We start from the raw sequence: 15940 nt of genomic DNA, 5'->3' as shown, positions 1-15940 counted from the left end.
CAATTATTCGTTTTGCTATTAAAACATCGATTCGACCGCATTGCCATTATTATCATAGCGCATACCGCTGGTCGGTTGTTCATTGGTAAACCAAAAATGATATTCAGGGTTTCCCGCTTGGCTGTAAACAATCGCTTCTTGTACCATACCTTGACGGAACAGCACTTTTTGTTTGATACGGCTATCGGACAATCGATACGTCACCCAACCATGATATAAACCGTTAACCAAATCAGTGCGAAGCTGGGTCACAAAGTTTGGGTAGTACACCACCAAAAATTCATCAAAATAACCGTTCTTCACAAAGGTGGTAAATTGCTCGCCTTCTGGCATTACGCCATTATAAGGACCATCGGCAATGCCTTGTGGCGCAGCTTGCGGTGATTTTGGCGGCAAGATAAGGCTATTTAACGCATCATAAAACGGCTGTTGGTCAGTTGCCACATTGACAATCGCAGGCGGTTTGCTACCCTCTGCCATCAGTTCATTGATACTACTGCAACCGGTAAGCGCAAATAATATTGCCGATAAGGTAAGTGCAGTGCCAACACGCAAAAGGTGTGCCGTTGTTAGTGTGGTGGGCAAGGCTTTTGTCAACATAGCCGTCCTCTTCAATGGTTAATTTAAAAACAATCTATCGTTAGCGGGGTTGGGTGATGGATTCTATATAACATGATGTAAAAAACTATCTGTGAAATCATCATCACCCAGGATGATGGCAACCGCTGATTAAACGCCGTATTGCTCGCGGTAGGCTTGCATTTTGGCAAGTTCCTCCTGCGTGCCATTTTTGGCGACATACTCGGTAATGTCATCCATCGTGACCAAGGCAAGTACCGGTACATTGAGGCTTTGCGCCAATTCTTGAATAGCAGATTGTTCGCTTTGACCTTTTTCTTTGCGATCCAGCGCAACGATAATCCCCGCGACTTTGGCCTCTGATTTTTCTAATAGCGCAACGACTTCGCGCATCGCTGTACCCGCGGTCATCACATCATCAATCACCCAAACTGATTTGCCTTTGAGATCGGCGCCAACCAGCATACCGCCTTCCCCGTGGTCTTTGGCTTCTTTGCGGTTGTAGCCCCAATCGGCATTGATTTGGTGATTGTTCCACAGTGCTTGCGCGGTCGCCGCCACAAACGGAATACCTTTATATGCTGCCCCAAAAATCACCAAATCGCTACTTTCGGTAGATTGTAGCTGCTTGGCAAGCGCATCAGCATACCCATTTGCCAACACCGACAATAGCTCACCTGTTGATAACAAACCTGCATTAAAAAAATACGGGCTTATACGACCTGATTTTAGGGTAAATTCGCCAAATTTTAGTACATTGTTTTTGAGTGCCACTTCAATAAAATGCTGGGGAATAAACTGCGGTGCGTGAGCGGTTTGGGTTTGAGCTGATTGGGTTTGAGATGCTTGGGCTTGAGATGATTGCGACATACGCGACTCCAAAAAAGAACAAGTTAAAAAATACTATTAGCCGCCTGTTATGGGGTTTTGCGAGCTAATGGTGATAGTACGTTTGCTGATGGCTGTTTGCTTACCCACTTGCCAATCCATGGCAAGGGCAGCGAGCTCAACATGCGTCGGCTCGATATATAAATCGTTATGCCGGGTCAAAAAATGCAATTGGGTGCGATGCGCCTCGATGTATTGATTGATAGCATCAGCCAAGTCTTGCAAGGTGATTTGTGGGTTGAGTGATTTGCGTGATTTGCATTGGCATAGCAAAAATACACAAAGCACAAGATGGTACATTTGTCCCATCAGATACAGTTTGGTTTCGATATTGAGTAACGCTTGGTTATAGGTGGCGTCAGACTGTGTGCTGGGGGCATCGTTGGCTTGATGTGCGCAGAGATTTTGCACTGTCTGCTGTGACAAGGATGTTGTAAGCGTATTCATGATCGCTAAATGTGGGTATCGACCCATCACCTCTTTCATCAGTGAAACACTGCTGTCATTGACGAGCTGTGGCAACAAAGACAGCGGTAAATGCAATGACGGGTGTTTGCTTTGGCTGCTATTGGCGTGCTGTTGCTGTTGCTGGATAAAGTGCCGCATCTCAATGGTTTGCTCAGATAGTAACTGCTCTAGCATGTCAGATTGATGACTTTGCGGACTTTTTTTAAGGGTTTTTGTTGTGTTGTCCTTCATTGGGTAGGGCTTGGCAACCTCTTTTACACTAGCGGTGAGGTTGTTGGTATCCGCCACTGGCAATGAAAGCGGTTTTTGCATATAGACGTCAATGGTATGACGCGCCGGTATGACGCGCTTATCAATCGGGCGACAAGGATCGGGCAAAGCCAATCTTTCTGCCTCAGTCATCACATTGGGATGGCGTAGCTGGTCTCTGTCTTTAACCACTTGGCTTTTTGCGGCTTGGCGCTCAGTATTGGAATACGTCATGGTATACACGGCTATAAAATCACAGATAGGTAAATGATGAAAAATTTTTGTTGAAGCTTACCACCCATCACTAAACTAATCGCCTAAACTCGACAAAATATGCTGATAGCCTGACTGCCAATCTGGGTAGTTGAACCGAGTAGCAGGCAAATTAGTGATAATGCGTTTGCCCGTTGTTGGCTCTATACAGGGCAGCGATAAGCTCAAGCCCTGTGCAGTCGCCAAATAGTTTAGCACAGTATAGAGCGGGACTGGCGCGTTATCTGTCGCCAAGTAAACTGGCACGGTTTGACCCGCATTGATGACGGTGACAATGATGCTGACTAAATCTGTATCCATAATACGATTAGTCCATGTATTACTCGGATAATCGCTCGCCATATTTGCCGACTGCGCTGCTAACTGTTTTGCCATAGTCAGTAGACGCAGTCGTGACTGCCCATAAATCCCACTTGGACGAATGATAACGCTCTTATCTTCAAAATGCCGCTGCAACAACTGCTCAGTCTGCAAAATCACTTGAGAAGTGGCGCTTGTTGGTGCTGACACAGGGGTATTGATATCAATGACTTCGCCTGCATTTTGGCCATAAACGCCTGTCGAAGAAATAAATATCACACGCTTGAGGTTTGGCAGATGGTCACCCAATCGCACCACATGCTCGGCAATCGCATAATAACTGTCACGGTAACCTTCTAGCGACAGGGTATCTGGACTGACAATAATGCAGATTTGGCTAATTTGGCTTGTCCATTGACTTAGCTGAGCAATGGCTAACGTGCTCGCATCACCAGCAACAAAATGTAGATTTTCCTGATATAAATTATCATTATCGGGTGGCAGCTTGGCTGTCATGGCGTCACAGAAAGCCAAATCTGTCGGCGTGGAGCGGCTGACACCAATCACGCAATGCCCCTGCGCCGCTAATTGCTTAGCAACTGGTAAACCAATTTTGCCCAGTCCAATCATTAAAATGGTTTGCATCATGCTATGACCTATCGTGAATGGCATTAAAAAAGCTGACTATTTTTAATTGATGTATTTTTAACCGATTTATTGTTGAAAACGCATCGATAAATCAATGGCTTTGATATGCTTCGTCAATGCACCCATTGAGATAAAATCCACCCCGGTTTCTGCCACTTGGCGTAGATGGGTAAGACTAATATCGCCTGAAGCTTCAAGCTGGCAAGGCTTGCCAAGACTAGCAACTAGCTCGACCGCTTTTTGGGTATCTTCAATGGTAAAATTATCGAGCATCACGATATCGGCATTGGCAGCGATGGCTTGATGCAACTCATCAAAATTTTCTACTTCAACTTCCACTGGCTTATTGGCAATCTGACGCGCCTGACTGACTGCTTGGGCGATACCGCCACACGCCATGATATGGTTTTCTTTTATCAAAAAGGCATCGTATAGCCCGATACGGTGATTATTACCGCCGCCACATAGCATGGCGTATTTTTGCGCATGGCGTAGCATTGGCAAGGTTTTACGGGTGTCTAACAATTTGGTCGGTAGTTCTGCGATGACCGCCACATGGTTGGCAACCACAGTGGCAGTAGATGATAAAGTCTGTAAAAAATTGAGCGCGGTACGTTCACCCGTCAGCAGTGCCCGGGTGTTACCGATGAGCGTCACCAAAACTTGATTAGCTGTCACAGCGTCACCGTCTTTGACTGCCCAATCAAGCTGCATATTGGGGTCAAGCTGGCGAAATACTTCATCCACCCATGCCTTACCCGCGACCACCATCGGTTCACGACAAATAATGGTTGCCGTATCGCGCTGTGTTTCGGGTATTAATTGGGCATTAATATCCCCAGTGGCGATGTCTTCTTGCAGCGCAAGTGCGACTTGTTTGGCGATTTCAATACGTAGTAGTGAGCTGATGTGCGGGGTGGTGACCGAGGTGTCACTAATGGTTGGGCTAGCAGCAGACATGCAAATAATCCCTTATTGTCGATGGGGCATTTTCGATGAAGTATGTTAGATTGTATTATCGCCTATTCTTTGGGGGCTTGGGTAGTAGTTTGTTGATATAAACGCAGGGCAATCAACGCCAAAGCCGCTATAATTGCGGCGAGTACACCCCATAGTGCCCATGTTTTGTAGCGTTCAAACGACGCGTTGGGGTTGTTCAATGCCTCGATATTTTGCATTTGTCCTTCAACGGTGTTGCCGAGGCTGGTAAGTTGTTGGTTGGATAGCGTGATATTGGGTTGTTGTAATACGCGTGGCTCGTTAATCACCAGTCGATAAGGCGCTGTGCCTTGTGCTAAAAAATACATCTCATACATGGGCGTTAACAGATTGACCGGCAAATCATCTTGCTGCATTTGACCGCCCAATTGCAGCGATTTGGTCAACGTCGGTTGCCAACTGACCGTGGTATGGTTTTTATCAATTTGTGAATTGGCTAAAATTTTATCATTACTTACATTAGCGGTTTTGTTGATTTTAGCCAATTGATTGGCTTCTTGCTCAGGTACCTTGATGCTCACTTGCCACAGCTGATTTTCGGGGACAAAAAAACTCACCCCTGTGGTCAACATAGGCTGAGCAAGGCTAAGCCGCCATTGGTTGGTGTCATCTTTGACTTTTGAAAAACTGGCGCGGGTCAAGAAGAAACTTGCCTCACTCACCATGCGATTTAAACTGGCTGCCTCAAGATTGATAGGCTGATTTGCCACCACTTGCCAATACCGATAATTGGCTTGCTGCGGCTCGATGGCAATAGCATTGCCTGTCGCTATCGGCTGATTAGTACCGTCAGCTTGCGGCGCTACCATTTGGCTATGTTGGGCAGGCTGGCTAGGTTGACCACGTTGGCTAGGGCTAAAGGGGCTGACCACCGTTTGGCTGACCATCTGCCAGCTTTGTAAGTCATCACTGCCATAAATTTGCAGTTGCAGTGGGCGCTTGCTGGGCTGGGCTGAATTCACGGGTAAAAATTTTAGCCAAAGATTGACTGCTTGCTCGGTTGATAAATTAGATTGGTTTTTGGCAAAGTTGGGATTGGTTAACCACCAAGTTCTGACCGGGTTATTGGTAACAGCGGCAACTGGGTTTGAAGGTAAATTGCTAAGGTCAATATTAATTGATTGTTGGTTGTCTGGGTTATCAAGCTGTACGGTCAACGCATGGCGTAATTTTTCCACCGCATTGGGGTTATCGGTCTCTACGCTAACTACTTGCAATACTTGATTGACGGATGATTGTTTGCTGACAGGGCGAATCGCCATCGGCATAATATGACCTTTGGCATCAATCAAGCGATAATTTTGTTTATCATTAATATCCACCCCATTTTGCTGCATGATTAAAGCTAACAAACTGGGCGTTAACGACGAAAATTTTACCAGTTGGGCGCTGTTGGGATTGTCCGCTTGATTTTCTCCCGGTAACTCAATGTCGATTACAAAGCTATTTTGCAATGCCTCAAAGCCATAGCTGATATTGTCAGTGTCATGCGCTTGCTCTGACTTGTCAACGATGGCAGGCGCTACCGTGGTCGTGGTGGTCTTTTGCGAGGCAACAGTGATGGATGCCGTTTGCGTGGGGTTTTGGGCATCTGCTTGCGTGTAAATGATAGCTACTAACAATAGCGGCGAAACTAAAGTTGCCGATAAAATACAGGCGCGGTGTTTGGCTAATCTCACGTGACAATGCTTATTTTTTTTCATTTTTACTTCATTGTTAATTTATAGTTACTATAGAATTTATAGCTCCTATATAACTGATATGGCTTTACAAGCTCACCCATTGCGATGGACATTGACAAGAACTCAGACCAATTAAACTTAACCAAAAAAACAGCGTAGCCCGTCTTTGGGTTATCGACATAAAGCCGTCAGTCATAACTAATCTAAAAATTTGGAAATCCTAACATCACATGGTTAGCATCATTAGACAGTATCAACCTTAAATTTTTATGTTAGAAAATAATAAATAGCATTCTAACTTGTTGATAGTAATTAGATTTATAATTTGGTTAACATAAAACTTTGCCCTATAAGGATATTAACAATACCCACTCAAAACTTCTATACCGTGCTACAAACCACTAACAAGAGAGCCCATATTTTGGATAAATACTAGCCAGATGTTACAATTTAAAGACAATTAGGCAGCAAGTCTTTGTGCATTTAGCTAATCCCGCCTGCCGTAAATACGCAAAATAACCCACGTTATTCACGAGCTTTAGCAGGGGTTTACTTAGCTTTTTTTGGCTGCATTCTTTTTGTCTGATTTGAGTTTATCTGATTTGGGTTTACCTACTTTGGGGGGTAAGGGTGCAAGATAACCAATGACTAGCATCAACAAGCCTGCCCCGATAAAAGACACCACACGCAGTACTGCACTGGTATTCGACATATCAATCAATAGCAACTTGGCAACCACCATGGTCAATAATGCGATACCGGCAAACCATACCAAGCGAATGACTTTTTTGTTTGCCAAGAACATCAATACCATCGCAATGATGGTCCATAAGATAGTCAGCCCCGTCTGTACCATACTGACTGACCAAGCGCCACGTTCCCACGTTGGCGTGCCCCAAACGCTGGCAAACCCACGCACCAACATACTACTGACCGTCACAAATGCCCCTAAACCGCAAGCCACCAAAACGATAGTACGATAGTTGCTATCAACTTTGAGTGCCACATAAGATTGGTACAGTAAAATACTGATTAAGGTCAAATCCAGCGGATTGAGCAGTGGCAGATAAATGCCCAATAGCTGACCGTCTAACGAGAAATTGGCAGATAAACTCCAAATAAAGGTCATCGGTAGCAAAATATAAGCACTGTGTTTAAGTAGCCAATCAACCTCTAACCAACCAAGCAAACGACCACCAATCGCCTGAAGTTTTGGCAGCAACAACAAACTCATCAGCCCCAGCACAGCCAGCACGGTCGGTAAAATAGTGATAATGGCTCGAAGCTCTTGGGCATGCTGCCAATAGTTAAATGGCACTTGTTGCAGCATCCAAGTTAGCATAGCAATCAGTACCAAAAACCAAACGAGCGCGTCAACGCTTGTATCGAGTCGGTCGCGGTGCCAGCGACTAAGCAGCCACGCGCCTAGCAATTTTGCGATGGCTAAACAGCCGAGCATAGCGAGCAAATAACGCCCCAACCCACTAAATGCTTTGATGTGATAATCGTTTAAGTCTACAACCGTCTCGACCTTAACATGGGTGAGACAAACTAGCACCCAGCTCATCATCGCAAACGGTAAAATCAAGCGGCTCACCTTACGCATACTGCGCCAAACAAAACGCTGATGCATCAGCTGTCCCACAATTAAAAATACCGCCATACCCATAGCAAGTTTGATGCTGGTGGTTTTGCCACCGTTGTTCCAAAAGGGGTCAGCGGATAAAATTGCCGACAGATACAGCACAAACCCGACAACCACAAGCGCGGTGGCAACAAAGCTGTGACTGGCATTATCAGCGATTTGTTGAACCCGTTTATGCGTCGTTTTGACTGTCGCAGGTTGAGTTTGAGGCTGACCTTTAGCTTGGGATGTGGCTGCCGCGATATTGGCTCTACCGTGACGCAAAATAAAAGCAGACAGCAGCACACACGCTGTCAATACGGTCAGTGGCAAAGTGGATGAAGCCGCTACTATAGATGTTTGGTGCGGAATAGATAATTGATCCAGTAGCCCATACCAATGCCGCATGAGGGTATCAAAGCCCACCAATAACACGATACTAAAGGCTTGCAATGCCAACCCAAAATATACCGTCCAGCGTCTTTGGGTACGCGCACCGAGCCACACCAATGCAGCACCTTGCACTGCCCAACCGATACTAATCCATTTGGCTGATAGCGCCAGTGGTATCACCAAAGCCAAAAACCCACAGCCGAGTGCAAGGCTGGCTTCAATAAGTAGCTCAAAGCTGTTATCAAATTGGTTGTTGGCTTGTGGGTCGCCTGCGATGCTACGGCGATGATGTTTGAGCAGCCACAGTCCTAAATTCAAATAAATAGCCGATAACGCACTGCTCGCAAAGGCCAGATGATAAGGCAAATCATTGAGCAAGCTTGCCATCAGCCCAAACCCTAGTAACGCTGTACCAAACAACAAGCCTGAATCTATCGATAGAATCGGGCGTTTGGCTAACCCCCTGTTCATTTGTAGCAGCGTTTGGTTATAGCTCACGACCTGCTGAGAGTATCTAACTGCAATAAACAAATACAGCGCCATGTGCCCAACCAATAACCCCAGCAGTTGCCAGCGTAATGACAGCCAGCCTGCACCTGCACTATTGCCACTAAATGCACGAAATCCCCACACATACGCAAGCCCAAAGGTCACTGCTAGGCTGAGCGCATTGAGCAATTTCCAAGTGCGATAATGGGCAATCACCGCAACCGCTATATTGAGTAATAAATAATAACTAAATAACATCACCACACTACCGTCAGGTCGGCTGACCAGTATCGGCGCAAAAAACGCCCCACCGAATGCCAAGACCGCAAGCGGCAGCGCATTTTGCCACACCGAAAACATCACTGTTAACCCTGCCAGTAATGCAAGCACGCCGAAGGTTAAGGTTGATGGTAGTAGTCCATACAATTTAAAACTCGCAAACACCGTCAAATAAATCACCGCAAAGCCGACGCCTTGCAAGGTTAAACCGTAACTGCGTTTTTTGGCAGTGGTGCGATAGCCGACTACTGTTATCACAAAGCCACCTAACGCTACCAGCGCCATGCGCACGGGCATCGATACCTCAATATATTGGCTGGCAAGTTTGAGTAATAGCACCACGCCCACTAGCAACACCAGTGCACCGACACGCACCACCAAGTTTTCCCCAAAGAACCATTGGGTGGCACTTGCCCAAAGCGATGTCACAATATTGGTAGCGCTTTCATCATCTCTTAAAGAATGAGAAGAAGGAGATGATGACTGTGGCAAAGTGGGTTTATGCGGTGGGGCTGCGTCATTCACGGACGGCTGCGTTGCCGTTGGCGCAGTTGAACTAACCGAAGCGTCAAGCGTGTTCGCCATTGGCAAAGAGGCAACTATTGAGAGGGGCGCTGGGGAGGGCGTTGGGACGGTGGCTTGACTGATGGGCTGCGTAATGGGGTCAGTAATAGGGTCAGTGACAGGCTGATTTTGGCGGCTATCGCTTGCCGATTGCTGGCTAGATGATGGCTTTGCCTCGCTGCTTAGGATATACACGGTTGCCATGACGTCAGCGAGTTGTTTTTGCAGATTGTCGAGCTTGGATTCAAGCCGGGTAATTGCTTTTTGTTGGGCAAAAATTTTATAAAGCGCCCCCACGACTGCCAGTATCAACGCCGCTATAATCGTATCCATCAAATGCTCTACCCTTGTTATCAGCTTAGCGATAGCATACCATTTTTTTGCAAAATTGCTTTTTTTTAACTGTGTCTTTCGGTTAAGGTGATGATAAGCCCATTTTATGCTAAATTAGCCACATGATTAAGTAGCGTTTTACCAACTATTTGAAACACCATTTTGATGATTGGGCGGGGTATGGTTATGTCGAGATTTAGCATTGAGCAGGGTTTGTTAAGCCCATGCGAGTTTGTGGCGTCACCCAATTTTGGACAACGCCCCGACCCTAACGATATTCACCTCATTGTGATTCATAACATCAGCTTGCCGCCCAGTGAATTTGGTCTAAAAAATGACCAAGGCGAGCATTTTGTTCGTGCATTTTTTCAAAATCAGTTAGACCCCAATGCCCATCCGTATTTTGCAACCATTTATCAGCAGCAGGTCTCCGCGCATTTGTTTATTGAGCGCGATGGTAGGGTCACACAGTTTGTGAGCTTTGATGAGCGTGCTTGGCATGCTGGCAAATCTAGTTATTTGGGCGTACCAAACTGCAATGACTATTCGATTGGGATTGAGCTGGAGGGTGATGATTATAGCGAGTTTGATGACAGGCAATACCAAGCTTTAAGTGGCGTGATTGCCGCGATTTATCAAGCTTATCCCAAAACCATCAATCATCTAGCCGGTCACAGCGATATCGCGCGCGGCCGCAAGTCCGACCCGGGGCTGTATTTTGATTGGGTGAAACTAAGAAAAATGGTCAATAAAAGTGAAATCAGCCATTAGATTCCATTAGGTGACTTTCAAAAATTTATCCTATGGCAATTTTGTAGGATAACGATTTTGAAAGATAACATTTTTGCAAGATAACGATTTGGCAAGATAATAGTGCCCAAATCAAACTACAAAATTCAATTATCACACCCACTTCTCGGCAAAACTTGCAGCGATTCTTTCATGTCAAAACTTATCAAATCCACCGCTATTATTAGTTTCTTTACGTTATTTTCACGTATCTTGGGTATGATTCGCGACATGGTATTGATGAGCGTGTTTGGTACGGGTGGCATGATGGATGCGTTTTTGGTGGCCTTCAAATTGCCCAATTTTTTGCGGCGGCTGTTCGCTGAAGGCGCTTTTGCCCAAGCTTTTGTCCCTGTACTATCCGATTATCAACACCAAGCCCAAGATAACGACATGGCCGATAGCAAAAAAGCCTTGCTCGGCATTCAAATTCTTATCAGTCGGGTGGCAGGTACGTTATTGTTGATTTTATCAGGCTTAACCGCCGTGATAGTCATTTTCGCGCCCGCCGTGATTGCTGTGTTTGCGGTGGGGTATCTGCATGAGCCTAGCAAATTTACAACCGCAGTTGAGCTACTTCGTATCACCTTTCCTTATTTGTTATTTATCGCCATGACCGCGTTTGCTAGTAGTATTTTGCAAAGCGTGGGGCGGTTTGCCTTGCCTGCCTTTGCACCGGTGATTTTAAATGTGTGTATGATTGTGGGCGCGATTTGGGTAGCGCCGCTGCTTGCCAAGCCAATTTTGGCAGTCGGTTATGCCGTTGCGGTGGCAGGTGTGCTGCAGCTATTGATTCAATTGCCGCAATTGCATAGCCATCAGCTGCTGGTGATGCCAAAGGTTAGCTTTCGTCATCCTGGCGTGCGACGGATTTTAAAACTCATGCTTCCTGCGCTGTTTGGGGTATCAGTCACCCAAATCAATATGCTGGTCAACACGGTACTGGCTTCAACCATGGTTGATGGCTCGGTCTCTTGGCTTTATACCGCAGAGCGGATGAGTGAGCTGCCGCTAGGGCTGATTGGGGTGGCGATTGGTACGGTGATTCTGCCCAGTCTATCCAAAAGTATCGCAAGCGATGACCATCAACAATTTAGACACACCCTAGATTGGGCGACGCGGCTGACGGTGTTGGTCGGCGTGCCTGCATCCATCGCGCTTGGCATGATTAGTAATGTGCTTATGATATCCCTGTTTGAACATGGGGAATTTGTACGGCAAGATGCCATGATGAGTGGGCTTGCGCTACAGTGCTTATCGGGTGGGATTTTGGCATTTATGCTAATTAAAATATTTGCCCCGGCTTTTTTTGCCCGTCATGACAGTCGCATCCCTGTCAAAGTCGGTGTGATTAGCGTGATTGCCAATGTCGTGTTAAGCCTAATACTGGCTGGGTTATTTAAAAAGTGGCAAATCGCACCCCATGCCGGGCTAGGGCTTGCCAATACGCTGGCGTCTTTTATCAATGCGGCGCTGTTATATTTTTATTTACATACCCAAGGTATTTATCGGTTTGGTGCGGCTTGGCGACGATTAGCGGTTATCTTTGCCATGGCAAATGGGGCGATGGGGTTGGCACTTGCCGCTGGTATTCATTTTTTCCCGATTACCGCGCATCAAGGTATTCGTATTGTTGCACTATTGGCGCTGTGTGTGGTGGGCGCTATGGTGTATGGCGCAGCGCTATTAATCGCTGGCTTTAGGCTATCAGAACTAAGACCGCATCATAGCGTTCAATAAACAATAGACAACGGAAAACAGACAAAAAAACGGCTAAATAAAATTTATCTAGCCGCTTTTTTTAACTGAAGTTTTTAATTGAGTTTTGTGACTGATCTTTGCACGTAAATTTTTTAACCGATTCAGGCATCAACCCACCAAGACATTAGCGCTTTATCGAATTTTGGCAGTCTTTATTATCACAAATTCCATATAGTACCAGCGAGTGCCCTGATAGGGTAAAGCCAAAGTCTTTGGCGACTTTTTCTTGCAGCGCTTCGATTTCTTCATTGTGAAATTCAATGATTTTGCCGCATTGGTCACATACCAAGTGGTCATGGTGCTCATCTTTGGCGATTTCAAATACCGACAAGTTGTTTTCAAAATTGTGACGCTCGACAATCCCCGCTTGTTCAAACTGGGTTAACACGCGGTAAACAGTCGCAAGCCCCACGTCTTCACCGTGCTCCATCAAGGCTTTATACACATCTTCCGCGCTCATGTGATGGGATTCGGCTTTTTCTAGCAATTCTAAAATTTTCAAACGCGGTAACGTGACTTTCAAACCGGCACGACGCAAATCTTGGTTGGTAAAAGACGACATATAAATCCTCGCACCTATCAGGTGTCGCTTATAAACTGAAAATTATAACTATAATAACAAATTCGATAAAATCCCACAGTAAAAAAACGTGACATCACTGGCAAAAGCGCCCGTTGAAAGATAACGGGCGAATGCAGACTATAGACAAAGTATGCCAACCACCAGAACGCCAAATACCAAAACACCGCGGCGTTTTACACCCAAACATTAACTGTATGTAAAATAATTTAAATTTTGGGGTCAATAGGTAGGCAAAAAAACCCAAATCACGTATGATAAGTCGTAAATTTTATCGTTCACCATCTCAAAGCGGTTTGACAAATGACATCTATCACAACACTATCAAAAAAACTGGCAGTCCTGCCTTTGGTTGCCGTAATTAGCAGCGTCAGCGTATTACCAGGTTGCTCATGGTTTAGCGTGTACAAAATCGATATCCCACAAGGCAAGCCGATTCATGAAGACAAATTAAGCCAAGTGCAAGTGGGTATGAATGCCAATCAAGTGCTGTATATACTAGGTAGCCCAACCTTTAGAGACACCCTAAATCCAGTACGTTGGGATTACCTGTATGATTTTACCCCAGGTACTAACGCCAAACGCGCCAACAAGCCAGCGATTCATAACGCCCAACAATACGCCAAAATTTATTTTGACCAAAATGGTATTGTCACCCGTATCGAGCGCCCAGCGGTGACTCAGTAAGTTTTTCTGACTAAAAAAAGCCAATCATTGCCGTGATGCTGTGATTGGCTTTTTTTGTGCGCTACACAATAATACCGGCTCACACCCTCATCGGTTGGATTTTTTGGACAGTAATTTGCGTTTGTTTTGCGGGTCGATGGTTAAAGGGCGATAGATTTCGATTCTATCGCCTGTGTTGATCGCACTTTGCCAGTCTAGTTTATGGGAAAACACACCGACACTATAGCTAAAAATCTGCGGATACTGCTGTTGCCAGCCTGTTGCATTGACTGCATCAATCACGCGGCTATCATCAGCAAGTTGCAGGGTTAACCGCAACTGTGTTTGGCTATCAGGCGCAAAGGCTATATCAACAGTAATCATTTTGCCAATCCTAGCACCCACCCCACCATCGCCAAAATCACCGCCAATGGCACAATAATACGCACCGCAATGCGCCAAAGGTTATATAAGCCTTCTGAGCTAAAATTCAATGATTTGCGCAAATGGCTGATTTTCATTTGCCAGCCTGCAAATACGGCTAGCCATACCGCCGTGACTAAACTTATCACGATAATCAGCTGATTGAGCCAAGCAGTTGGTACCATGGCTAGCGCAAGACTAAGCACTGCCAATACCACCAATGCCAAAAAATTAAATTGCTGTTGTTGCCAACGTAATGACACTTGATGGGTCAAGATATGCAGTAAATAAGCCGCCCCTGCCAGCATTGCCAATGCATTCAGCACTGCCGCCATCGTGCTGTTTGGCGATAAAGTCATGGCAATCAGCGCACCCACTAATAACTGAAAACTCCACACAGGTAACACATAACGACTCGCGGATTCGCGTGCGTCATCGGCAGCCGTATTGCTCATCGTGAGCATTTGGTGGGTGCGCGCATGCCAGTATAATCCCGTACCTGCGCCCACACAGACTAGCGCTAACACTACCGCCCCTGCCCACTCCGTCAAGGACGTCGCTGTCACCTGCCACGCCACAAACCCACCCTGCATGACATTGACAACCAACGCGGCAACGGCAAAACCGACCGCCAACCAACCTGCCAAATGCTTGATAAAACTCAAACCAATCACTATCAGCACCATGATGGCTAACAAGGCAGGCAGAGCAATATTGCTCACCAGCGGATGGATAATCTCGCCACTACTCGCCAGTAAATGCCCCACAACCGCCAGCAACAGCACAATAGTCAACCAACCAAACCCGCGCCAAACCGTTGACACGTCAGCTTCACGGGTCAGCATGGGCAAACCGACCAGCGGCGACGTACCACTACGATGCGCCAAACCAATTTCTGCAAACACCAATGGCAACCCGACCAAGGTCATCGCCACCAGCCACAACAACCAAAAATCAATCTGCCCAATGTAGTCACGGCTAAACCAAGTAAAAACCAGCAGCGGCAGCAAGCTTGCTATCAAAATCGGCTGTAAACGATTAAATGGCATGGTGTTGGATTCCTTTGTAGCGGTGGTTTATTGTCACAAAATTATTTGATTCGCTTCGCTAAAGTGATTTTAAGAAAGTGATTTTAAAAAAATGACTGTAAAATTTAACAGTGCAAAACTAAATCGCCGCTATTTTAGCAAACCCACACCGTATGCAAAACCCACCAACGCAAAATCCACACAAACTTATCAAAAATAGTGGTCAAAATAAAAAACCCTGCTTGTCACAGGGCTTACTTTATGGCTTCACATTATTGCTTCATATTAAAAAGCGCGGTTACACGTGCGGTAAAATCGCAGGCATTAAATCATGAAAGGTACGACCTGACGCGGTTTCACCAATGGCATGCATTTTCCACTCACCGTTATGACGATAAATTTTTGCCAAAATCAGCGCTGTATGACTGCCTTGGGCTGACAAATCATAACGGGCAACTTCACTGTTATTACTAGCATTCACCAAACGACAAAACGCATTATTGACCGTGGCAAAAGTTTGACCCGTAAAGCTATTGACAGTAAAAACCAAGGCTTGCACATGGTCAGGGATACGAGATAAATTAACATTAATCACTTCGTCATCGCCATCACCAGCACCAGTGCGATTATCGCCTGTGTGTTGTATGCTACTGTCTTTTGACTGCAATTGTCCAAACCAAATCGCATCCACCATTTGTTTGTTGGCATCAAGCATGATACACGACGCATCCAAGTCAATGCTGCCGCCTGCGCTGCCACCACCACCGAACAAGCCACCCAAAAATCCACCTGATTTTTGCGGCGCAGCACCGACATCCCAACCCAGACCCATTTTGATTTGACTGAGTGCGCCACCTGCTTCTTTTTCTAACGAGATTTTTTGACCTTTCGATAAATTCACTGCCATGTTGGTTTCCTTATTTTA

General features: G+C 45.8%; 14 protein-coding genes. 3 read left to right on the top strand and 11 right to left on the bottom strand.

The window, feature by feature from the left end:
* Positions 1 to 18: 18 nt before the first annotated feature.
* From RTP55_RS01960 to RTP55_RS01930, 7 genes are all read right to left on the bottom strand, one after another.
* Positions 19 to 600: a toxin-antitoxin system YwqK family antitoxin gene (locus tag RTP55_RS01960; RefSeq protein ID WP_312383796.1), complete on the bottom strand. Its 582-nt coding sequence runs from the start codon at positions 598 to 600 to the stop codon at positions 19 to 21.
* A 129-nt stretch (positions 601 to 729) separates the two neighbouring features.
* Positions 730 to 1449 carry an orotate phosphoribosyltransferase gene (gene pyrE / locus RTP55_RS01955; protein ID WP_312383794.1) on the bottom strand — a complete coding sequence of 240 codons (720 nt, stop codon included), beginning with the start codon at positions 1447 to 1449 and terminating at the stop codon, positions 730 to 732.
* Positions 1450 to 1485: 36 nt separating this feature from the next.
* Positions 1486 to 2418, bottom strand: a complete 933-nt coding sequence (locus RTP55_RS01950; RefSeq protein WP_312383792.1) for a hypothetical protein — start codon at positions 2416 to 2418, stop codon at positions 1486 to 1488.
* 75 nt (positions 2419 to 2493) lie between these two features.
* Positions 2494 to 3405 carry an NAD-dependent epimerase/dehydratase family protein gene (locus RTP55_RS01945; RefSeq protein ID WP_312383790.1) on the bottom strand — a complete coding sequence of 304 codons (912 nt, stop codon included), beginning with the start codon at positions 3403 to 3405 and terminating at the stop codon, positions 2494 to 2496.
* Positions 3406 to 3471: 66 nt separating this feature from the next.
* Positions 3472 to 4365 carry a carboxylating nicotinate-nucleotide diphosphorylase gene (nadC, locus tag RTP55_RS01940; protein ID WP_312383788.1) on the bottom strand — a complete coding sequence of 298 codons (894 nt, stop codon included), beginning with the start codon at positions 4363 to 4365 and terminating at the stop codon, positions 3472 to 3474.
* A gap of 62 nt (positions 4366 to 4427) precedes the next feature.
* The gene (locus tag RTP55_RS01935) at positions 4428 to 6107 is read right to left on the bottom strand and encodes a DUF3999 family protein (protein ID WP_312383787.1); all 1680 of its coding nucleotides are present in this window, start codon (positions 6105 to 6107) and stop codon (positions 4428 to 4430) included.
* Between the two features lie 532 nt (positions 6108 to 6639).
* Positions 6640 to 9768, bottom strand: a complete 3129-nt coding sequence (locus tag RTP55_RS01930) for a DUF2339 domain-containing protein (RefSeq protein WP_312383785.1) — start codon at positions 9766 to 9768, stop codon at positions 6640 to 6642.
* Between the two features lie 186 nt (positions 9769 to 9954).
* On the opposite strand from RTP55_RS01930, the gene ampD reads away from it, so the two are divergent.
* Together ampD and murJ are read left to right on the top strand one after the other, a co-directional pair.
* The gene (gene ampD / locus RTP55_RS01925; RefSeq protein WP_138018726.1) at positions 9955 to 10539 is read left to right on the top strand and encodes a 1,6-anhydro-N-acetylmuramyl-L-alanine amidase AmpD; all 585 of its coding nucleotides are present in this window, start codon (positions 9955 to 9957) and stop codon (positions 10537 to 10539) included.
* Between the two features lie 171 nt (positions 10540 to 10710).
* Positions 10711 to 12297 (top strand): murein biosynthesis integral membrane protein MurJ, encoded by a 1587-nt coding sequence (gene murJ, locus RTP55_RS01920; RefSeq protein WP_312383782.1) that lies wholly within the window; start codon positions 10711 to 10713, stop codon positions 12295 to 12297.
* Positions 12298 to 12442: 145 nt separating this feature from the next.
* Here murJ and fur read toward each other — a convergent pair whose 3' ends face one another.
* Positions 12443 to 12880, bottom strand: coding sequence for a ferric iron uptake transcriptional regulator (gene fur, locus RTP55_RS01915; protein WP_201664863.1), 438 nt, complete (start codon positions 12878 to 12880; stop codon positions 12443 to 12445).
* A gap of 321 nt (positions 12881 to 13201) precedes the next feature.
* Between fur and RTP55_RS01910 the strand changes: the two genes are divergently transcribed.
* Entirely contained in the window at positions 13202 to 13585 is a 384-nt protein-coding gene (locus tag RTP55_RS01910; RefSeq protein ID WP_227522670.1) for an outer membrane protein assembly factor BamE, read from the top strand.
* Between the two features lie 87 nt (positions 13586 to 13672).
* On the opposite strand, the gene RTP55_RS01905 is transcribed toward RTP55_RS01910, so the two are convergent.
* The 3 genes from RTP55_RS01905 to RTP55_RS01895 form a co-directional block, all read right to left on the bottom strand.
* Positions 13673 to 13948 carry an RnfH family protein gene (locus RTP55_RS01905; RefSeq protein ID WP_065262955.1) on the bottom strand — a complete coding sequence of 92 codons (276 nt, stop codon included), beginning with the start codon at positions 13946 to 13948 and terminating at the stop codon, positions 13673 to 13675.
* Positions 13945 to 15036, bottom strand: a complete 1092-nt coding sequence (locus tag RTP55_RS01900) for a hypothetical protein (RefSeq protein WP_312383779.1) — start codon at positions 15034 to 15036, stop codon at positions 13945 to 13947. Before RTP55_RS01900 ends, RTP55_RS01905 begins: the two co-directional genes overlap by 4 nt.
* Positions 15037 to 15313: 277 nt before the next feature.
* Positions 15314 to 15922 carry a TerD family protein gene (locus RTP55_RS01895; protein WP_007115781.1) on the bottom strand — a complete coding sequence of 203 codons (609 nt, stop codon included), beginning with the start codon at positions 15920 to 15922 and terminating at the stop codon, positions 15314 to 15316.
* Between the last annotated feature and the right edge of the window lie 18 nt (positions 15923 to 15940).

Origin of the sequence: Moraxella sp. CTOTU47579 (genome assembly GCF_032004885.1) — a bacterium.
In the GTDB taxonomy this organism is placed as follows: Bacteria; Pseudomonadota; Gammaproteobacteria; order Pseudomonadales; family Moraxellaceae; genus Faucicola; species Faucicola tetraodonis.
Note: the sequence above shows the minus strand (reverse complement) of the source record. Positions and strands in the feature narration are given on the sequence as shown.